This window comes from Bacillus suaedaesalsae (assembly GCF_016890225.1).
Classification (GTDB): domain Bacteria; phylum Bacillota; class Bacilli; order Bacillales; family SA4; genus Bacillus_BS; species Bacillus_BS suaedaesalsae.
On sequence record NZ_JAFELM010000030.1, the window covers coordinates 94,916 to 115,168 of the forward strand.

A 20,253-nucleotide genomic window follows, 5' to 3' on the forward strand; every position below is an offset into this window, starting at 1 on the left:
AATGGGTTAAAGTGTTGCTGGTTATCCTTTTGGTTTGAAAATTAATGCTCCAATGAATGCGAAGATGATAGCTGCTGAAATACCTGAGCTTGTTACTTCAAACATCCCTGTCAATACACCGACTATTCCATGCTTTGATGCTTCTTCTAGTGCTCCGTGTACAAGTGAGTTTCCGAAGCTTGTAATCGGAATGGTTGCACCAGCACCAGCAAAAGCGATAAGTGGTTCATACAGACCAAAACCATCTAATATTGCTCCAGCTACAACTAGTGAACTTAACGTGTGGGCTGGTGTTAATTTGAATACATCCATCATAATCTGTCCGATGACACAGATTGCTCCACCTACGACAAATGCCCAGAAAAATGTAGCAAGCATTAGCTTTCACCTCCGGCTTCAATCGAAACAGCATGAGCAATACAAGGTATCGACTCTTTTTGCTGGAACGATAATGGAGAAAGTAAAGCACCTGTTGCCACTACTAGAATTCTTTTTAATTCCCCTTTTCGCATCCTATTTAATAAGTGGCCATATAGAACACTAGCAGAACATCCAGCTCCACTCGCTCCTGCCATGACAGGTTGGTCTTCCTTATAAATCAACAAGCCACAGTCTTGGAATTGCTCCTGTTTAATTCCGATCTTGTGCTCAGTCATGAGATCTAATGCTACTTCCCTTCCAATTTTCCCTAAATCCCCTGTTAAAATTAAATCATAATAAGACGGGTCTATTCCTCGTTCATTGAAATGGGCTTCAATGGTATCGACAGCTGCGGGAGCCATTGCTCCCCCCATATTGAAAGGGTCTGATAATCCCATATCAATTACCTTTCCTATTGTTGCAGATGTCACACGGGGTCCTTCCCCTTTTTGTCCTAATACACAAGCTCCTGCTCCTGTAACGGTCCACTGTGCTGTTGGAGGCTTTTGTCCTCCGTATTCGGTAGGGTAGCGAAATTGCTTTTCAACTGCTGAATTATGACTCGAAGCAGCTGTAACTATGTAATCCGCTCCACCGTGATTTATGACAAAACTACCTAATGCAAGTCCCTCCATCGATGTTGAACAAGCACCGAACAAACCAAAATAAGGGGTTCCAAGAGACCTTGCTGCAAAACTAGACGGAGTAATTTGATTAAGTAAATCCCCTGCAAATAAAAATTGTATATCTTCCTTCTTCAGGGATGCCTTTTGAATAGAAGTTGTAACAGCACCCTCTAATAAGACTCGGTGTGCCTTTTCATATGAGTCCTCACCTAACCATGTATCTTCATGTATAAGGTCAAAGTCATCTGCTAACTTTCCGTTCCCTTCAAAAGGTCCGCCTATTGCTGCTGACGAGAGGATAACGGGTTTATTTTCAAACAACCATGTTCGTTTCATTTTCCCCATTCTACAATCCTCCCAATTTCAGTACTATTGTTTTGATTAGTGCAACGACAAAGGCTGAAAATGTTCCAAACAGTACTACTGAACCTGCTAACTTAAACAAGTTCCCACCTACTCCCAGCACAAATCCTTCTGTTCGGTGTTCAATAGCTGCAGATATAACTGCATTCCCGAATCCAGTTACAGGAACTGCACTTCCCGCTCCTGCGAACTGAGCCAAATGATCATATACCCCAAACCCTGTAAGAAGCATGGAAATAAAAATCATCGTTGCCACAGTTGGATTACCGACAGTCATCTCTGTAAAATCAAAAAACGTAATATAAAACAACGAAATTGCTTGTCCGACACAACAGATTAATCCACCGACTAAAAAAGCCTTTAAGCAATTTTTTAGTACCGGTCTTTTGAATTCTCTTTCTTTTTGAAAGTCTTGGTACTCCTGTTGCTCTTTAGTTAATTGTTTTTTACCTGACATAAGCCATTCCTCTCTTTACAATAAAGTTACTTCTTTTGACAAGCTCTTTATCTCTTGCATTCTTTGTTTTATTTCTTTTTCAGAAAGCGTCTCTTGCTCCTTAATTAGTTTCTCAAGCTCCATTAATATTTTTCTATCATGTGAAACCGTAATTAATTCATTATTAAATTCCTTTTCTAAATCCTTCTTGACTCGACCTTCAATTTCTTTCACATTAAATTCTTGTAATTTTTTCACGTTGAAACCAACAATTAATTCCATATCATTATGAATCGCAATGACTTGATTTATCTCATCGTACTTGATTATTTTTTGCTTAGCCTTCTTAGCAATTGCATTATTCGTTAAACTCATTTCTTTATTTTTTCTCATAGAAACATTAGTGGGCGTGCTTTCGCTTTCTTTATTATCTGGCTGAGTGGCATCTGTACAAGCTGTTAGGTTTACAATAAATGCAACTAAAATTAAAAATCGAATCATTGTAATCATCCTTCTTCTATATTCTTTTTTCATTCCCCATTCTTCTTTTAGGTTGTGAAGATTTTTCCGTTTTATGACAATACAACAATACCAATATAAGGAATTTCTTTATATTTCAAGGAAAGCAGAACAAAGTATATTTTTCCCCTATGAATTTGGAATATTAACTCGGAAAATAACAAAGATTACGAAAGAAAAAGGAGGTTTTTACAAGTGAAGAAAAACAATACATCTCAACCCGAAGATACAGGAAAGCTAACGAACTTTCATTATGGTTCAGAGAAGGATAAGAGAACTGAGATGGCCCGTACAAATACTGGAGAAAAGAAACTTTAATAATTGGGATAAATTTAAAGGAGGAGCATCATGAGTCAGCCAAGCTGCAGCCAACCAACTGGTAATCAAGGTGGAAAAGAAAAGGGAGATTTAGCTTGGTGGCAATTATCTTTAATTGGCATTGGATGTACAATAGGGACAGGTTATTTTCTTGGTTCTAGTATAGGAATTAAAATTACGGGACCATCCATTGTCATATCATTCATTCTTGCATCATTGGGAACTTATGTTGTCTTCCACTTCCTCGCTCAAATGACGGCTGAAGATCCTCAGGAAGGATCCTTTTGTTATTACGCTGGCAAAGCATTTGGTCGCTGGGCAGGCTTTGGATGTGGATGGAATTATTGGAGTTCAAAGATTTTGATTATGGGAAGTCAATTAACTGCTTTATCGATTCTATCGAGATTTTGGTTTCCAAAAGTCCCGTTATGGATATTTGCAGCTATCTATGCCATATTATCAATATTTGTTGTCATACTAGGCACAAAAGGTTTTGATAAAGTTGAGAATATACTGGCAGTTACAAAAACAGCTGCGATATTAATGTTCATTATTTTAGCTGGGGCAGCTTTGTTAGGCTGGATACCAGGTGGTCCTGATAATCAACCAGGTATTCCTACAACAGTTGATAAAATTTTCCCAGAAGGGTATCGGGCATTTTGGTCCTCTCTCATTTACGCCTTTTATGCCTATGGTGGTATTGAAACAATTGGATTAATGTCAATGCAGTTGAAAAATCAAGAGGATGCACCAAAATCTGGGCAAGTGATGCTCATTGTATTGACGATCATTTATGTTATTTCAATGGTACTAGCAATAAGCATGGTTTCTTATGATGCAATAAGCGAGAAAGAAAGTCCCTTTGTCACTGCTCTTAAAGAATACAAATTGTCCTTTTTCCCACATGTATTCAATGCCGCCATCATCACAGCTGGATTTTCAACGATGACGGCTTCATTATTCGCTGTAACAAACTTACTAGTCACATTAGCAAAGAGTAAAGATGCACCAGCTCTTTTTGAGAAGAAACTAAAATGGAAAGAACTTCCTCTTGCATCATTAGGTTTGGCAACTCTTGGTCTTGCAGGTTCGATCATTGCTGCCTTACTTCTTCCCGGCAAACTATACGAATACATCACAACTGCTGCTGGAATTTTACAAATGTATAATTGGGGATTTATTATCCTTTCTTCTATGAAAATACTTGAGATGCATATAAAGGACAAGTCTGTCTCTATTTTCGGTCTACTTTTGTTAGTGGCAGCCGTAACAGGTGTTATATTTGAAAAGAGTATTCGGATGGGTTTCTTTTTAAGTATCTTACTTGTTGCCATTATAGGCATTGTCACCTTCATTATGACAAGAGTTTGGAAAAAAGAATTAAAGCATACGTAATCCCTTTAAGCGGTTAGGATCCTAATCGCTTTTTATGATGGCTGCCCTTTCCCATTACCTCTTCTTTATGTGGGATGTATTCTTTATTACCTGGCTCTGTTAAAGTAGAGTGTTGAATTTTAATTATATGTTGATTGTAGTGGAAGGTGCGAGACTCCTGCGGGAGCAGCTCAGGCAGGTGAGATCCCACAGGAGCTTAGCGACGAGGAGGCTCACCGCCCGCCCGTGGAAAGCGAGTGCCTTCCACGGAGATCAACATTATTGTTTAACAGAGCCTATTACATAAGAAATTGATTCACTTGACTTTAATCAAAATTTTCAGTCAACAACCCATGCCCTTCTACATAAAATGGAAACTAGTTTCAATAAACTCATGTAAAAAAGATTGGAATGTTTTTTCCAAAAACGGGAGGGCAACAAAGAATGGCAAAAGTGAATACACAATATCGAGAATATGTATCCTTTTTGAACCTTTTAGAAACAGAAATTGCAATGAAGAAATTAAAGGAGCACTTTGAAAAGGAATTAGAAAATAATTTAAATGTAATTAAAGTTTCTGCACCTTTAATAGTTAAAGACGGAAATGGAATCAATGATAATTTAAATGGGGTTGAACGAATTGTTTCATTCAATGCAGCCCAAATTAAACATAACAATATTGAGATTGTCCAATCCTTAGCAAAGTGGAAAAGAACTGCCTTGTTAAAGTATGGCTTTAAAAGTGACGAAGGACTTTATACAAATATGAATGCAATTAGAAGAGATGAAGAGTTAGATGAGCTTCATTCTATTTATGTAGATCAATGGGATTGGGAAAAAGTAATTGAGCAGGAGGAAAGAAATTTAGAAAAATTAAAAAGTGAAGTTAAGAAAATTTATAGCGCAATAAAAAGTACAGAAGAGTTCATTGAAGCTGAATATCCGAATATAAAGGCATCTCTTCCGAACAATATTGGCTTTATTACCACTTTCCAACTTGAAGAAATGTATCCAGACTTAACACCAAAAGAAAGAGAAAATGAAATTGCTAAAATTTACGGAGCTGTATTTATTATGCAGATTGGTTGTATCCTACCTTCTGGTAAAAAGCATGATGGACGCTCTCCTGATTATGATGATTGGATGCTAAACGGAGATATTGTTCTTTGGTCCGAAGTACTTGAGAGAGCATTTGAGGTATCATCGATGGGTATCCGTGTAGACAAAGATTCACTTGTTAAACAATTACTATTAGAAAACTGTGAGGATCGACTGAAACTCGAGTATCATCAATCCATCTTCTCTGAGAAATTACCACTCTCTATCGGTGGTGGCATTGGACAATCAAGACTATGTATGTTCCTACTAAAGAAACTACACATTGGTGAAGTTCAAGCATCTGTATGGAATGAAGAAGTGATAAGTGATTGTAAGAGAAAAAACATTCAACTTTTATGATAAAAATATCCCCCGGTATAAGTAGAAACCGGGGGGTTCACTATAACCTTCCCATTATCGAAGCATTTAAGTTTTCTGATTCAATAACAATTGCTATCATATTCGTTTCACTACCTGCTTCATGGCTCTCACCTTTATGCCATAACGCCGCTTCTCCAGCTCTAATAGGTAGCTTTTCTCCGTTTGCACCACTTACCCACCCTTCTCCTTCAACGACAACAAAAAGTTGCGGTGTAACCGCATCATGTCTACCTACAAAATCATTTTGATCAAAATACATACATCCAATATGGAAGTTACCCTCACCTTGACTAATTCTAGACATTACAAAATTTGATCCAAATGCACCAATTTCCTTGCCAACCTCTTTTGAAAATTTATATAGTTCCACCGTCTTCACCTCAATATATATAGTAAACACAGTATAACTTGATATTTTTGAAACTAACAGTCTACTAATTGTATACATATAATGGTAAAATATTAATAAGGGGGAACTATCCTAGAAGTAGATCCCACTCTTTGTTATAAGTTTAATCATCAACGTATTAGTTATGTAATAACGCAAATACACCACAGTGTATACACTGTGGTAGAAAAAACTTATGAATTTCTTTTTTTACGTCCACAGCCGCAGCCTCTTTTTTTCTTTTTCACGACTTTGTCTGTGTTTTGTTGTTTACTCTTTTCGGAGGTGTTTTTCTTCATTTTTATCTCCCTCCTATCATCTAAATTCACGTAATATATACTATGAAAGTAAACCTTCATTCGTTCTCGTCCATAAAAAAAGAGGCGATAACACATTACTCATTATCTATAATTCTTAAAACGATTGTCTCAATAATAGAAGCAGCTCCTGCAATCGCTAAAATGATCATGACCGTCTCCATTACAGTCGGCCAAATACTCCATCCTCCATACAAGATTGCCGATGACCATATGCCCGTACACCAATAACAGCTAATAAGCTCCCCAAACCATTTCCTCAAACCATTCCCTTTAATAACTAAATAAGTATTCGTCATACCGTCCTCATCTGTTTCAACAACTTCTTCATGAAATGGACGTCTAATGATTGAGGTAATTTCATCAAAGACAATTAATCTTGTTAAACGAAAGCTTGCTAAACAAAACATGATAAAAAGTAGTAGAGACACCTTTCACTCACACTCCTTACTCTTCTTGGAGTAATAAGAAATTTTACTTTACTAACGTATTCGTCTCGTACAGGTACGGTTACAACTATAAAGGCGATTTTCTAAAAATGAGCTTCTTTTCGATTAACTTTCCTCCTAGCATCTCATATGTCTAGGAGCTGCAACCGAAAAAAATCACAAAAAAAGAGGTTGGGACAAAACTAAAACACGATACTCTAAAGACGAACAATTTCAAATTAGATAGCCTTTAATACAGCTGTTAATTTCCGTGCAAGACTTCGCTTTCCGCGGGGTGTTGGTGAGCCTCCTCAGTCGTTCCTCCCTGCGGGGTCTCACCTAACTCGCTTCTCCCGCAGGAGTCTTCGTCTTGCACTCCAATTAACAGCTAGAACATACCTTAAAACAAAACGTAGTCTCTAAAAAAATAAATAAAAAAATCCGAACTCATTCAAATCCTATTAAACGAATTTGAGATGATTGTTCGGATTTATCTTCGCCGAAAATACTTTTGACCCAGCCTCAAACTCCAGTTTCCGATACATGACTCTGTTCATTCTCTTTGTTTAAGGTTATCGTTTTATCTCCGGTATTAAATAAGTATTTCTCTAAGAAAAATACGGTGACAAACGTAACAAGCATGATGAAATAAAAAATCACATGTGCACCTTCAACATATAACCAAGATATACTTGTGAGTACATTGTGCAGGGCATGAATTAAAATGAGCATCCATAAACTTCTAGTCCATAATAATAGTATTCCAAGCACAAGACCAAAGTTTGTATAATATACAACCGTGCCAATAAAAACATCAAGTGTTTGATCATTTGATAATGTGTGGCCCATTCCAAACATAAAGGAACTTATGAATAACCCAAATAACCAGAAAAACCAGGTTTGATTTTTTTCCCATCTACTTGGATACAACATTTTCATAAATGCTACAACTAAAAGGATATAGGCTAACCTAGAGACTTCCTCAAAACCTGCTAACATATCTGTGAAAAATGAATATCCATCTGAATCAAGCCAGCCTAAAAAGGATATTCCTTCTTCCCCTTCCACAGATCCATTATAATCGTCATTAAACCCACTAGAGTATGAATAATTCTGTGTATACTCTGTGACTCCCTCTTCATAATCTTGATGAAAGTCCTGAAGATATTGATTACTAAATAAGTCGATCATAAACGTAACAGTGCTGAATATAACAAAAACTTTTACAAATAGGAAAATAGATTGTTTGGTTGTTCGTTTTGGTATTGATTCATCTAGCAGTATTGGGTGCAAGCGTGCTGCCACAAAAATAGAAGCAATCATAATAAAATTGTATAAATCAGCAAAAAAATAGCTATGCCGCGATCCAAACAATACAAGCTCTGCTCCAACAGTGACGAGGAGTAAAAGCAATATATATTTCTTTGATAATGTTTCAAGCTTAACGTTTTGTATCACCTTATCTCCCCATTCACTCATATAAATATTGATAATGATACTCTAAATCTTGCACCACTTTCGGTGTGAAGTTCTCCTCCATTTGTATAATCCTTTGCTCCCATTCTGTTTGTAAGGCAATGAAAGACTTCCCATAAACCTGTTCAACATCTTTTGATATATTTGTAGATTCATATAAATCCACAAACGTATCAATTCCATACTCTTCAATTAAATAATGAGAGAATGAAGCAATTTTCCAATAATGTGCCTCAGCTTTTGGATATTCACGAGAAGGACCATGATTGTTTAAAACGGAACTTTTAAACAATATTGGAGAGAGTAGACCTTCAAACTGTAACGTCTGTTGTTTATTTTTGTGTAAAACCCACATTTCATTTGGATCAAAAATCTCTCCTTTATGAGGGGAGTAATATAAATATTGTCCTAGACCTATCGTTGTGAATGGTGCTACATCTTCATTTTGAGGAAATAAAGAGTAAAGCATCATCTCTTCAAAATTCCATTCTTCTAACCAAATCGTATCAGGATCAAAAATGACTGAACTATAATAAGAAGGTACTATTTTACTGTCTTCATTAGACGAAATTAGACTAATAGCTACATTGCTCTTCGGTATAAGTTTCCCCTTAGTCACCTCAAGTACCGATTTTGTTGCTATCTCAACTTCATTACGTACCTCTTCCACAAGGTTGGCTGGATAGTCTCCGAAATTTTTGATCGTAATGGTTATATCATTAACGATTAACGTACTTTCTGTCTCTTCCTTTGTGACAACTTCCCCGAAACCATGAATAAGAAAAATTCCAGTCCCATTTATCATCAATACAAAAATCAGTATACTAAAAATCCATTTCCACCTATCTCTCAATCATTCCCTCTCCTAACTAAAAAACATCATACTAGATGGTATTCATTATAATATATTTTTACTATCTGCTGACGAAAAAAAAGAGGAATAATTAACGAACTCCTACGCAAACTATAGCTATAACTTATTAGGAGGAGAACAAATGAAAAAATTACTTTATATATTATTAGCAGCTTTTTTAATGACTTCAGTAGTAGCATGTGATGATGCACCTGGTGAAGATGAAGTCGGTGATGGTGAAATTCAAGACGAGGAATAAAAAGTAGGGAATGCCTTATAAATGAGGCATTCCCTTTTTAGTGTAAAACGTCATGTCGTTTATCTATGTATAATGATCCATCTTGTTGAATTTTCGCATAAAACACTTCTGAAATCGATTCGATACCTTGTTCAGAAAGCCTTTGTATGACCCATTCTTCATTAAGATTTAACTTTTGTAGATTTTGTTTAGAAAACTGCCCATCTTCGATTACTGATGTTGGTATTGGTATTTGTTTTTGCTTTTCAACGGTTCCTTTTAAATCCCCTTGAGTCATTGGCTGCTTTTCATCCTTCTTTAATACCGAAAGCTTTCCGTCTGTCTCAAATATTGCATAGTTCACTTCTGCTAGTGAAAAGATACTTTTCTCTCGAAGCATCGCATTTAGAGTATTAACATCTAATCGTGTTTTCTTCATTTGTTTCTCCAAAATTTGCCCTTCTTTAATGACAATAACAGGTTGACCTTCTATTAAATCTCTTGCCTTTTTCGATTTAAGATCGATAAACTCCATTACCAATGTAAAAATTGTCCACCCTACTAACGCAATTACACCGTTACTCTTACTAAGATTCTGATTAATAACAAGCGAACCCCCAATTGTCCCGATGGTAATAGCAGATACAAAATTAAAAAAAGTATTCTGGCTAATTTCTTGTCTACCCATTATTCTTGTTAGAGTTAATAAAACAAGGAATGAAAGTGTCATTCGAAGTAATAGTTCAGTAACATTCATTTGCATACCTCCCTATACGTATTATCCCAATTACTGGTATAAATATAATTCGTTAGTCGAATAATTTATCCGTCATTTGGAAAAATACACAAGAATTACATTAGGAGGTGCGTCATTTGTTTTTTCATGTAAAAGAAACACAGTACAGAGCAAAGCCAAGCAAACCTGATCCTGTCTATGCGAAGAAATTACAAGAAGTATTAGGTGGCCAATTTGGAGAAATCTCAGTAATGATGCAGTATTTATTTCAAGGTTGGAACTGTCGAGCTGAACAAAAGTATCGTGATATGCTTCTTGATATCGGTACAGAAGAAATTTCACATGTAGAAATGTTAGCAACTATGATTGCACAGTTACTAGATAAAGCACCTGTTGAAGAACAAGAGCAAGCTACAAAAGATCCTATTATTGCAAGTGTGATGGGTGGCATGAATCCTCAGCACGCAATCGTAAACGGATTAGGTGCAAGTCCGAACGATAGCGTAGGTTACCCTTGGAATGCTCGATATACAATTGCAAGTGGAAATTTATTAGCAGATTTTAGAGCGAATTTAAATGCAGAATCCCAAGGAAGACTTCAAGTTGTCCGTTTATATGAAATGACAGACGATCCTGGAGTTCGTGATATGCTTTCATTCTTAATTGCCAGAGATACCATGCACCAAAATCAGTGGATTGCTGCCATTGCAGAGTTAGAGGAAAAAGAAGGAGTAATCGTTCCTAGTACCTTTAATCGTGAATATGAATTAACAGATGTTGCGAATAAATTCATGAGTTGCTCTGAAGGTACAGAAAGCAAATCAGGAAGATGGGCTTCTGGACCAACTCCTGATGGAAAATCTCAGTTTGATTATGTGGCAAACCCAGTTGCAACAGGACAAGCCCCAATGTTGCAACCAGCTCCAGGATATATTCACGGAACACCACCTTTTAAGTAAAATAATACGACTCTTCTCATTTGAAAAGAGTCGTTTTTAGGTTAATCTTCATAGTTACTCCACTTTACTGTTCGCTCCAACACAATAGAAATAAGCATCCCCATTATCAATCCATTCGTAATAAACGGCTGAGCAAATACTGGTAAATTAGCGAATATTTCTGGTGAGACGTTCATTAAACTTACTCCTATTAAAATTGGAAAAGCAACACGGAAAATTGTATTTGAATTAAACGTTTTCCCATTTAAACTACTATACGCTGTTCCAAACAGTTGCAAATACGCAACAAAGAGAACGGCATTTCCTACTGTTATCGGCATGGTTGAAAGAAAAGATCCAAACAAAGGAATGAGGCCAATGATTGTTAGAAGTCCTCCACCAATCATAAACGGCTTTCGTTCAAAAATTCTTGTACTTTGTAAAAAACCAATTGATGAAGTAAAAGGAGTATAAGAGACGAGACCAAAACCTGTACCTACAATTGTAACTATTGTAGTAATGAAGATAGATTGACGAAAGTTTTTGTTCGACGTTTCCTTATGTATAACTTGCTTTGCAGCATTAATAGAGGCAAATGTATTACTAAGGTTTAACATTACCGCAAAAAAGGCGACCGCAATAATTCCCCATTCTAGATTCGGAGCTCCTAAAGGAAATAACGAAAAATCAGCAGCACCGCTTGGTGAGGCAGTGATTGCTTCGTCGGCAAAAAGAAATTCATAAAAAATCCAACCAACGGCTAATCCAATTAAAATAGAGAAATTACTGATAAGCTTACTACCCTTTATTTTTAATATACTAACAAGAATGATAACCGCCACTGAAAAGAGACTGATAGCAATATCAATCGTTCCTTCTTCCGTAAATTTCAACATCCCTTTAAAGAAGATAAAAATAAGTTGAAACGTTAGTAAAAATAAATACACAGACATCACCATTGGTGTAAAGATCGCCTGTAATAATGGAATACCATTAAATACTACCAGTATCAAGGTAACAAGACATGCCAGGATAACTCCTGAAGCAATTCCACCACCAATTTCAGTTAAGTCCATCCCTAATGAAGAGGCCGATAATCCTAAGTTTAACATTACTCCCCAAAGCAATCCCGAGTGTCCTTCCATTAAAGGAAATCGATGACCGACCCAACCTTGAAGAATACAAGCCAGTCCTGTGAAGACAAGCGAGCTTCTCATCATCATTGAAACAGTTTCCGGACTTAGCTCAAATACAGTTGCAATCGATATTGGAACAACGACTGTATTTGCAAAAATAAACAATAGCCACTGTATAGAAGAAAATATCGTAATATAAGATTTATTCATTATGCCACCAGCTTTCTTACTAGTAAATCTATGATGCATTTACTAATTGTATAGCATCATTTTTATAAAGGACAATATAAAGGCTATTAGAAAAACTTTGGTAAAAAGGCTGGGACAAAAGTATTTCAGCCAATGATAAACCCGAACTATTAGGCGATATTTTAATGATTCCACCTAATAGTTCGGATCTTTATTTTGCTTTAGATGTGTTTGATTTTGCATACTATTTTATAAAAACTAGTGGAATGGAGCGGAAGACACTCGACTCCTGCGGGAAGTAGAGGAAAGGCTGAGACCCCGCAGGCGCAGCCGAGGAGGTAGGTTTTTTCACGATAGTGAAAATAACCATCAGCTTCCTCCCCGCGGAAAGCGAGTGTCTGCAGCGCAATGGAAGAAACTTGTTCTTCCTGCTTAACTAATTAATAAATAACAAAGGATACGAAAAAAATATACTATTTAATAGGTAGAATAATTTAGATATTATTCACCTTTAAGGGATGATTTATTTAGTTATGTCCCTACCTCTTTAAAAATGACTTTTCCATAGATTGTTGTTTTTCGAAAGTGTCTAGAAACACGTAATTAGACAGGTTTCGTGGGTATCTTTTTGTCAAAGCAATGAATATCACATACGACACGAAGTATTTTACAAAAGAGTCTTTAGAAACCTGCTAAACTTTTGGCATATTGAAATGGTGTTGTCTTTAATCTTTTCAATAAATCCATATCATTTAGTGCACGTAAGCTTTTTGTGCCATATCCATTATTTACTTCTAGTATCCACGGTTTCTGATGTTGATCAATGATCACATCCAGAGCAATATCTCCATAATGCCCTAATTTCCCTTGAAGTGCTTGGCACAGATGGATGCAAACATTAATTGTTTCATATAGAATTCTCTTCGCTTCTTCTTCACTTTCATGGAAAACAATTTTTATTGCCTTTAATCCGTCTGCCAAATGAGCAATTTGTTGTAGGTTCGTAATGACGCTGCCTTCTTGGCCTACTCTTCCTAACGTTCCTTGACAAACCCATCGATGATATTTATCTTTTTGAAAATATAACCTGAAATCCACATGTTTATTTTTATGAATCGTTGGAATTCCTTGCTGAATCAAATAGCGTTCATTTCCAATGATAGTTGTTAAATATAGATCTACTTCAGATATGCTTTTGAAATATTTCTTTTCTTTTTCATGATTCGTTATGGAGAAATAGTCTTCTTCATACTTGATCATAAATATACCGATTCCTTTTAAACCGATGACTGGTTTAACATATACCGTTTCGAAATTTTGCACCATCCTACTCAAAGCTCCAATTGATTCATATTCAATTGTATAAGGTAAATAATTTCTTAAATTATTATTTGATGAAAATGCCCTCCATAAATCTAGTTTTGAGAATCTGTTTGTATTAAAAACCTTATTCTCTAACTTTTTTTGGAGTTCTCTTTCTTTTTCCATTGGTAACGTTAACTTTTTAAAGATGGAGTCTGGAAATGGAAAAGTCCCCTTTTTCCATCGTGTTAATGCATCTGTAGCATTTGGGTTATAATAATATCCTTCAATTGTTTCTTTTGAAAAATCAATAGCATCTCCTGAACACACAAATAATAGGCCACCAATCTCTTTATAGTCTTCAAACCTATCTTTATTTTGCTCAAGTAACTTATGCGTTAAGTTCCTTGTTTTCTTTACAGCAATAAACGCGATGATTGGTCCGATGTGTAATGTATTGCCCTTGTAATTCATTTCATAAGGTAGATGAGCTGGGATATCGAACGGTAGGGATTTTTTTTCTAATGCAATTACATTCTCCGTTAACTGTTCATTTTTTTTCAGTGTGAAGGTCCCTAGCCAATTTCCAAACTTCACGTTAATAGTACCTTCATTGATAATATTTTTCTTCATAAAACTAGAAGATAACTCTATAATAGGCAGCTCTGATTTCCTTCCTTCTATCCTGTTATTCTTATATATAATTTTCATCAAGATTGCTGCACCCCAATGTTCATAGTCAATATCCTTATATACTATGAGTTGATGTAATAGATTGAGATACTAACACATAAAAATAGACATTACTCTAGTGAGTAATGTCCACAAATCAATTCGTTAAATACAGTATATCCTCAATGATCACATCTTTTTCAATAGGCTTTTTAGAATATGCCATATCATAAAGGGCACGAACGTTATTATCTTTATCTAGTAAATACATAGATGTAGAATGGGAATAAAAATCTCCCTCAAGCTTTTCATATTGCATTTGTAGATTAATCGCAATCTCTTTCGTTACATCGTTTGATCCCCTAAGCCACTTCCACCCTTCCTTATCTGCGCTAAAAGAACTTGCATAATCCCTTATTACTTGAGGTTGGTCATGCTTAGGGTCAATTGAAATCGCAATAAGTTCTACCTCTTTCCCAAATATACCTTCTTGTTTTAGACGTTCCTGAAGAAGCTTAAAATCCATCATCGTTAACGGACAAATGTCCGGGCAATTTGTGTAAAAAAAGCTTATGAGCTTAACTTTTCCATTTTCAAGTTGATACGTAGAACCATGTACTTCCTCTAGAGTGAAATTTTCAACTTCATCTAAATAGGGAAGCTTGGGGTTATTCATCCATAGAAAAACCATTAATCCGATTCCACCTACTAACAAAAGCAATAGTAAGGAAAGAATTACTTTTCTCATCTTAACTTCCTCTTGTTTCGTAAAGGAGGTAAATGTTGTTGCCTACTTTTATGCACTCGCATTATCCCCCACATACCTTGTTCAATGTCCCAACGTATATTTCCGGAGCGATACATATAATCACCAGGGAAGTTAAAGAAACTGCCTGCCCCATAATGAAGATCTAAATCTCTTCCATAGCCTAAAACAATGTGATCTTCAATTGATTTTACTTGCGAAAAAATATCTCTGTCATCTGTATTCCAATAATGACCGTGTAAATGGAACGTGTGTGCTCGTCTTCGCTCAGATGGATTGACAAGTCTTATTGTGACAGGATCTCCTGGATAAGCTTCAAACACTGGTGTTGATGGATCGCCATGAACTTTTGAGTTGAATAAATCCTCTAAAACCGGATGGGCTCGTAGTCGGTTAATTAATCGCTCCGTCCGATAGTTAAATCCTCTGGAACCATTGTCATACGTATCAACTAAATCATCAGCTTCATCAGGATCGACTCCACCTAATACACCGTCAACTGGATCAATGATTACATGTCCCTCTTTATCTTCTAATCTTACCCCATCATGCATAATTAGGACAAATTCTCTCGTTTCCGGAAAGAATGGTTGTCGCAATACAACAGAAGAATCTGTTACTTTAGCAGGTTTACGTGTCTTAGGATTAAGCGTTTCCGTACCTTTGGGCTCTACAATTAACGTTCCAAATGTGCCTAAAGAACGATGATTTCGAATGTCTGCCATATCCCATAAACCACATGAGCCGGCAGGAACATCTGCATACCATAAATACGTAATCGTTTCACCAGGTCCAACTGTTTGATCTGGATTGAAACCAACTGTCTCGCCCGCTGAAGACTTCACATCATAAAAGACCAGCTGCGGATGTAACGAAATCCGAACAGACGGTGGATAAAAGGCTTGTTCTTTAACAGGTGGATATGGCCAAATTCCATCTGGAAATGGGAACTGATCAAATTCTAAACAGCTTGTTAAATGAATCTTAACTACATCACCTTGATTGACCCTGAGAATAAGCGGTTCGGGATTCTTCCTGCCACAAACGATGTCCTCCATATCTTCTTGCAACGAGAAGACGATACCATATGGATCATGCTCTCCCCATTTGCTATATTGAATCGGTGTATGAAAGGCAACGATATCAAAACATTTAATTGGAGCGTTTTCAGGTGCATCTATTTCAACACATTTCGCCTTCTCTGGTGGTTTTCCTGTACACTTTGGCAATGGTTTCGTTTGTTTCTTGGGTCTCTGTCGATCAGGAAGAGGCATGAGAAAATCAACTTCTTCATCAAAGGCTCGAATAAGTCCCCAACAGCCATTCCATAAATCTTCCTCTGTTTCAAAGGTCCATAAATAATCTCCACTATGATGCACATCCGTCTCAAATGTAAACGATTCAGATAGCCCAATATGTTCTTGTGCCTGAAATTCTGTTTCAATATCTGGTCGTTCTTTCTTCCACCTTAAGCCATGTACATTGAAGCTATGAGATTCTTCGTGGGCTCCTTGAAGTAGACGTATTCGAATTGAGTCTCCTTCATAACAATTTAATATTGGTGTAACGGGATCACCATGCACAAAAGAACTAAATGAATATGCTGGATCACACATTTCTCCTAAACGGAATTGTAATGGTTCATTACGGTAGTTTACTCCGAATACACCTGGGTCATCTTGTGAACCCGGGAAATCTGGAGGTTGGATCGGGCATCCATCTTTATCATACAGTAATGTAAAATCCTGAACCATTAATACAAAGTCACGATAGTCTGGAATTAGAGGGTGAGTTACCGTAACTTGAGTACCTACATCTATTTCTCCACCAGTCTTCGAGTCTAAAACCTCTGAAAATCTTGCATGAACTACCCCAGAGCCAAATACACCGTGTTGCTGGTGATAGTTTGCAAATAAATGATCATGAAAAAACCATGCTTTTAGCTCAACATCCGCGAAATACTGATATCGAATTGTTTCACCTGGCAATACACTAGAGTCATAATTCCATCCAACATTTGCCCCATCGCTTACTAACACATCAAATTTCACAAAGTGAATATGAAACGATGTCTCGTATGTTCTTGTTACAAGCTGAAAAGCATCTCCACTCGCAACCTCGGGCAATCGATTTGTAAAGTTTATAGCAATACAATTCCCTGCATTCATATGAAGAACTAATGGTTCAGGCTCTTTTTTACCGGATAGTACATCATCCAGATCTTCATCAAGAACATAAATTCTTCCCTTTGGATCGTTCCACCCTTGACGATTATATACAATCGGTAATTCTATCAATGATACATTAAACTCTTTTACAACAGGATTTTCCTCTATAATACAAGGATCTGTAAAAACAGCCCCCGGTCTTGCAGTCGGTACTGCAGCGTTTCTCTCAAGCTCTGTTAATCCCCGCCCTCCAACAATCCCAAGCGGTGGACGTGGGGCTTTACAACCAACTTTTCCTGGAATAAAATTTGGAAAACCAGGTCTCTCATTCGTTGGCTTTGGTGGACAAGGACGATCTGGTAAAGGCACTAAAGGCTTTATAGGTACACCGTTTGGATAACACAGACTGCCATCCTGTAATGTATCAAAAATACGGTTGATTGCCCACATTCCTACACCAAAGTGAGGATATAAATGACAATGTATGATGACATCACCATACGCTCCAACCAATGACCCTAAACCATACAACGTATCAATTGTATGCCATGATTGAGGACTGACAGATATAGAATCAAACACATCAGAATCTGTGTTAAGTGGGTCTCTAAAAAAGGTATGTCCGTGATAATGAAAGACATGGGTTTCCTTCACACCTGCATGTACTAGCCTAAATTTTGCTGGATCTCCTTTATAGCCACGATAAATCGGTGTAGCTGGATCTCCAAACACCCACGAATCATGATGCACTTCTTCTCCTTCACAATCCGGGCAAACGACACCTTCTTCAATTAACTTTTGTCTATTTTGTACTGGCTCATACCGATAATTAATGGCATGTGCAGACTCTCTTTCTTGATTTGTCATCGGATCTAGAGGCTTGTTACCTGTCATATCCTTTGTCGACATTTCATCGTGAAAGATAAACGCATATTCACGAAAGGAAGGGGAAAATGGATGATGAACATCGGCATACTGGCCACTTCGTAACTCGCTGCCTGTTTCAGGATCAGTCCACCAGGAACCGCGTTTTTGAACAAATAAACACCCAAATAATCCATTAATATTTGTCCCATCATCACTACTGTCTGGGTTTCCTAAATCTGAGAAATAATAGATTCCTTCATGATTTACTTGAAACTTGTATAAAATCTTTTCACCAGGATCAGCAAGTGTATTCGGATTAAATCCTACATTTGCTCCATCAGAATTTAATACATCATAATCCGCTTCTTGAAAATGCATTCCAGTTGCGTAATGTATTTTGTTTTCAAATAAAACTTCTACTGTATCACCATTATTTGCCCTAATGCAGAGTGGCTGTACTAAATCCACAGGGGTAAATGGATTTTTTCGAACTAACTCTTTTACCTTCTCTTCATTTTCTTTTAATACATACATCATCCCGTGCTCATTGTAATCACCGAAGTTGTTGAGGACTATGCGAATTGGTATGGCTACAATATGAAAAAAACGTTTCATCTTGTCCCTCCCTTTTTTGACTTACTTTTCCTGTAATTGAGGGATTCTTGGCATACCCTTTTGTTCAATATAAAACACCTCGATTTGGTGAACATGAATAAACCACAACCGGTTTTCCAGCTCTCCAATGGTTGTTACTTTTACATCTACGACAACACTATCCCCGACAAGCTCAACAATTTTCCCGATAAATATAAACGGATAGGAAGGCGTCATAATAAATACATTCTTTCCAATGCCTTGTTCAAATTCATTTATTAATGCTTCATCATGGATGTCATTATTAGAGGGGATCGTAATTTCTGTAAAGGCATTTTCATCATCCCATTTCATATGTGTACCTCCTTTTGTTAAGTAAGTGGAATGCGTTGATTACAGTCAAAGTTTGGAGTAAAGTGAGCTATTTTCTCTAGGGCAATTGTTAGTGGTGTAGGAAATTCAAAGAATGGAGCATTGATCATTTTGATATTGACTGGATACAAAGTGACAGATCCTGGTGTAACACGAAAGATTTTCCCACAGAAAATTGGTCTGAAGGCTTGACCAAATAAGTTTAACTGATCTGTTTCTGTAATAATCAAGACACTTTCACCTATTAGTCCGTTCAGTGTATCAAATAGCTGATCTTCAACATTAGCGATGTTCACTAATATCGGAGCATTCAGCCTTAAGGGTTCATGATTATTGTCATCCTGCTTCTTTATTTCTTTCTTTTTCTTCTCAATGTTATCTATCTCTTCATGTTGTTCATTCTTTTTCTTATTTCGTTCGGTCACTACTTTTTCCCCCTTTACCCCATTTCTTTATCATTTCTTGATTCTTACTTTTAAATTGTCTAAGACTATGTGATACGATAGTAAATAACCGCAGTGTTTCAATGTATTCAATCTGACACAATGGAATTTCTAGTTGTTCTCTAAAACTTGCAATCTTCAATTTCTTATTTTGTGAATAGACAATTTTGCCGACCTTTTTCGTTTGATCCTCTAAATGCAGCTCCACCCATGTTTCTTTCCAGGATTCTAAGTTTGTTTGTAGCGATTCTTCAAAAAATAACTGTTTTAATACTTCACGATTCGCTACTGTTTCTCCAAATGAGTGCAGTAACTTTTTTCTCAAATTATTATCAAAAAGAATATGTTGGTGTGTGTTCGAATAATTAGGAATTCCAGTTGGTATATTTGCTGAGATAATAACTGAATATGGTATCCATGTGCGCTCCTTCAAGTTCGTGAGCATAACAAAGTCACGACCAATTGTGTTAACTTTTCCTTCCTTATAAATCGTTTTATTTCCTCTTGTTACATATATTTCTACTTGTTGATTTCGTTTTGACTTAAAGAATTTTCGCAGCTTTAAGATTCTTCCTTTAGTTTGATCTGCCTTAGAAATTGTGAACAGGTTAGATTTATCTATATAATCCATGAGTAGTCTTGTTTCTTCCGTCGTTGTACTTGTTGTGGGGGAAGTGAGCCCATTTCCTTTTTGTGTATTTAGTTCGTTAATTGGATCCACTTTTTCAACTTCTATCTTTCTTTTATCGAGAATAATTTGGGTATATTCGTTTAAGTGCATCTTAGTCTCTGCTTTGTTATTTGATTTTTCTACCAAGTAAACTCACCTCCACTT

20 protein-coding genes are annotated in these 20,253 nt (G+C 36.5%); 4 read left to right on the forward strand and 16 right to left on the reverse strand.

Annotation, left to right across the window (positions count from 1 at the left end; all coding sequences use genetic code 11):
- Positions 1-21 precede the first annotated feature (21 nt).
- Genes spoVAE through JR050_RS11000 form a run of 4 tightly spaced genes read right to left on the reverse strand, consistent with a single transcriptional unit; the run spans position 22 to position 2,346 of the window.
- Positions 22-378 carry a stage V sporulation protein AE gene (spoVAE, locus tag JR050_RS10985; RefSeq protein WP_204203542.1) on the reverse strand — a complete coding sequence of 119 codons (357 nt, stop codon included), beginning with the start codon at positions 376-378 and terminating at the stop codon, positions 22-24.
- Positions 378-1,391 (reverse strand): stage V sporulation protein AD, encoded by a 1,014-nt coding sequence (spoVAD, locus tag JR050_RS10990; protein ID WP_204203543.1) that lies wholly within the window; start codon positions 1,389-1,391, stop codon positions 378-380. The genes spoVAE and spoVAD overlap by 1 nt, the downstream gene beginning before the upstream one ends.
- A 1-nt stretch (position 1,392) precedes the next feature.
- Positions 1,393-1,866 (reverse strand): stage V sporulation protein AC, encoded by a 474-nt coding sequence (gene spoVAC, locus JR050_RS10995; protein ID WP_204203544.1) that lies wholly within the window; start codon positions 1,864-1,866, stop codon positions 1,393-1,395.
- Positions 1,867-1,881: 15 nt separating this feature from the next.
- The gene (locus tag JR050_RS11000; protein ID WP_204203545.1) at positions 1,882-2,346 is read right to left on the reverse strand and encodes a hypothetical protein; all 465 of its coding nucleotides are present in this window, start codon (positions 2,344-2,346) and stop codon (positions 1,882-1,884) included.
- A 213-nt stretch (positions 2,347-2,559) separates the two neighbouring features.
- Here JR050_RS11000 and JR050_RS20545 point away from each other — a divergent pair, with 213 nt between their 5' ends.
- The 3 genes from JR050_RS20545 (at position 2,560) to asnA (ending at position 5,514) form a co-directional block, all read left to right on the forward strand.
- Positions 2,560-2,682, forward strand: a complete 123-nt coding sequence (locus tag JR050_RS20545; RefSeq protein ID WP_283244069.1) for a hypothetical protein — start codon at positions 2,560-2,562, stop codon at positions 2,680-2,682.
- A 30-nt stretch (positions 2,683-2,712) separates the two neighbouring features.
- Positions 2,713-4,077, forward strand: a complete 1,365-nt coding sequence (locus JR050_RS11005; RefSeq protein ID WP_204203546.1) for an amino acid permease — start codon at positions 2,713-2,715, stop codon at positions 4,075-4,077.
- Positions 4,078-4,500: 423 nt separating this feature from the next.
- Positions 4,501-5,514 carry an aspartate--ammonia ligase gene (asnA, locus tag JR050_RS11010; protein ID WP_204203547.1) on the forward strand — a complete coding sequence of 338 codons (1,014 nt, stop codon included), beginning with the start codon at positions 4,501-4,503 and terminating at the stop codon, positions 5,512-5,514.
- A 40-nt stretch (positions 5,515-5,554) separates the two neighbouring features.
- Here asnA and JR050_RS11015 read toward each other — a convergent pair whose 3' ends face one another.
- The 5 genes from JR050_RS11015 to JR050_RS11035 form a co-directional block, all read right to left on the reverse strand.
- The gene (locus JR050_RS11015) at positions 5,555-5,905 is read right to left on the reverse strand and encodes a cupin domain-containing protein (protein ID WP_204203548.1); all 351 of its coding nucleotides are present in this window, start codon (positions 5,903-5,905) and stop codon (positions 5,555-5,557) included.
- Positions 5,906-6,317: 412 nt separating this feature from the next.
- Complete coding sequence (locus JR050_RS11020) at positions 6,318-6,650, reverse strand: DUF1360 domain-containing protein (protein WP_204203669.1); 333 nt, start codon at positions 6,648-6,650, stop codon at positions 6,318-6,320.
- A gap of 540 nt (positions 6,651-7,190) precedes the next feature.
- Positions 7,191-8,126, reverse strand: coding sequence for a CPBP family glutamic-type intramembrane protease (locus JR050_RS20690; RefSeq protein ID WP_204203549.1), 936 nt, complete (start codon positions 8,124-8,126; stop codon positions 7,191-7,193).
- 13 nt (positions 8,127-8,139) lie between these two features.
- Entirely contained in the window at positions 8,140-8,997 is an 858-nt protein-coding gene (locus JR050_RS11030) for a hypothetical protein (protein ID WP_204203550.1), read from the reverse strand.
- A gap of 296 nt (positions 8,998-9,293) precedes the next feature.
- Positions 9,294-9,992, reverse strand: a complete 699-nt coding sequence (locus tag JR050_RS11035) for a YetF domain-containing protein (protein ID WP_204203551.1) — start codon at positions 9,990-9,992, stop codon at positions 9,294-9,296.
- Positions 9,993-10,108: 116 nt separating this feature from the next.
- Here JR050_RS11035 and JR050_RS11040 point away from each other — a divergent pair, with 116 nt between their 5' ends.
- Positions 10,109-10,930: a manganese catalase gene (locus JR050_RS11040; protein WP_204203552.1), complete on the forward strand. Its 822-nt coding sequence runs from the start codon at positions 10,109-10,111 to the stop codon at positions 10,928-10,930.
- A 41-nt stretch (positions 10,931-10,971) separates the two neighbouring features.
- On the opposite strand, the gene JR050_RS11045 is transcribed toward JR050_RS11040, so the two are convergent.
- From JR050_RS11045 to JR050_RS11075, 7 genes are all read right to left on the reverse strand, one after another.
- Positions 10,972-12,255 (reverse strand): uracil/xanthine transporter, encoded by a 1,284-nt coding sequence (locus JR050_RS11045; protein WP_204203553.1) that lies wholly within the window; start codon positions 12,253-12,255, stop codon positions 10,972-10,974.
- A gap of 660 nt (positions 12,256-12,915) precedes the next feature.
- The gene (locus tag JR050_RS11050) at positions 12,916-14,247 is read right to left on the reverse strand and encodes a YheC/YheD family endospore coat-associated protein (RefSeq protein ID WP_239454316.1); all 1,332 of its coding nucleotides are present in this window, start codon (positions 14,245-14,247) and stop codon (positions 12,916-12,918) included.
- A 118-nt stretch (positions 14,248-14,365) separates the two neighbouring features.
- Entirely contained in the window at positions 14,366-14,956 is a 591-nt protein-coding gene (locus tag JR050_RS11055; protein ID WP_204203555.1) for an SCO family protein, read from the reverse strand.
- A complete protein-coding gene (locus JR050_RS11060) occupies positions 14,953-18,624 on the reverse strand; it encodes a multicopper oxidase domain-containing protein (protein WP_204203556.1) in 3,672 nt (1,223 codons plus the stop codon). The genes JR050_RS11055 and JR050_RS11060 overlap by 4 nt, the downstream gene beginning before the upstream one ends.
- Positions 18,625-18,645: 21 nt before the next feature.
- Positions 18,646-18,957 (reverse strand): hypothetical protein, encoded by a 312-nt coding sequence (locus tag JR050_RS11065; protein WP_204203557.1) that lies wholly within the window; start codon positions 18,955-18,957, stop codon positions 18,646-18,648.
- A gap of 17 nt (positions 18,958-18,974) precedes the next feature.
- Positions 18,975-19,400, reverse strand: a complete 426-nt coding sequence (locus JR050_RS11070; protein WP_346726742.1) for a hypothetical protein — start codon at positions 19,398-19,400, stop codon at positions 18,975-18,977.
- Entirely contained in the window at positions 19,384-20,235 is an 852-nt protein-coding gene (locus JR050_RS11075) for a hypothetical protein (RefSeq protein ID WP_239454289.1), read from the reverse strand. Before JR050_RS11075 ends, JR050_RS11070 begins: the two co-directional genes overlap by 17 nt.
- Between the last annotated feature and the right edge of the window lie 18 nt (positions 20,236-20,253).

Bases quoted from the DNA above. Each gene is read 5' to 3' on its own strand.
- JR050_RS11065 (WP_204203557.1), bottom strand. From the start codon at position 18,957: ATGAAATGGGATGATGAAAATGCCTTTACAGAAATTACGATCCCCTCT.
- JR050_RS11005 (WP_204203546.1), top strand. From the start codon at position 2,713: ATGAGTCAGCCAAGCTGCAGCCAACCAACTGGTAATCAAGGTGGAAAA.
- spoVAC (WP_204203544.1), bottom strand. From the start codon at position 1,866: ATGTCAGGTAAAAAACAATTAACTAAAGAGCAACAGGAGTACCAAGAC.
- JR050_RS11000 (WP_204203545.1), bottom strand. From the start codon at position 2,346: ATGATTCGATTTTTAATTTTAGTTGCATTTATTGTAAACCTAACAGCT.
- asnA (WP_204203547.1), top strand. From the start codon at position 4,501: ATGGCAAAAGTGAATACACAATATCGAGAATATGTATCCTTTTTGAAC.
- JR050_RS11020 (WP_204203669.1), bottom strand. From the start codon at position 6,650: ATGTTTTGTTTAGCAAGCTTTCGTTTAACAAGATTAATTGTCTTTGAT.
- spoVAE (WP_204203542.1), bottom strand. From the start codon at position 378: ATGCTTGCTACATTTTTCTGGGCATTTGTCGTAGGTGGAGCAATCTGT.
- JR050_RS11050 (WP_239454316.1), bottom strand. From the start codon at position 14,247: ATGAAAATTATATATAAGAATAACAGGATAGAAGGAAGGAAATCAGAG.
- JR050_RS11055 (WP_204203555.1), bottom strand. From the start codon at position 14,956: ATGAGAAAAGTAATTCTTTCCTTACTATTGCTTTTGTTAGTAGGTGGA.
- spoVAD (WP_204203543.1), bottom strand. From the start codon at position 1,391: ATGGGGAAAATGAAACGAACATGGTTGTTTGAAAATAAACCCGTTATC.
- JR050_RS11045 (WP_204203553.1), bottom strand. From the start codon at position 12,255: ATGAATAAATCTTATATTACGATATTTTCTTCTATACAGTGGCTATTG.
- JR050_RS11060 (WP_204203556.1), bottom strand. From the start codon at position 18,624: ATGAAACGTTTTTTTCATATTGTAGCCATACCAATTCGCATAGTCCTC.
- JR050_RS11035 (WP_204203551.1), bottom strand. From the start codon at position 9,992: ATGAATGTTACTGAACTATTACTTCGAATGACACTTTCATTCCTTGTT.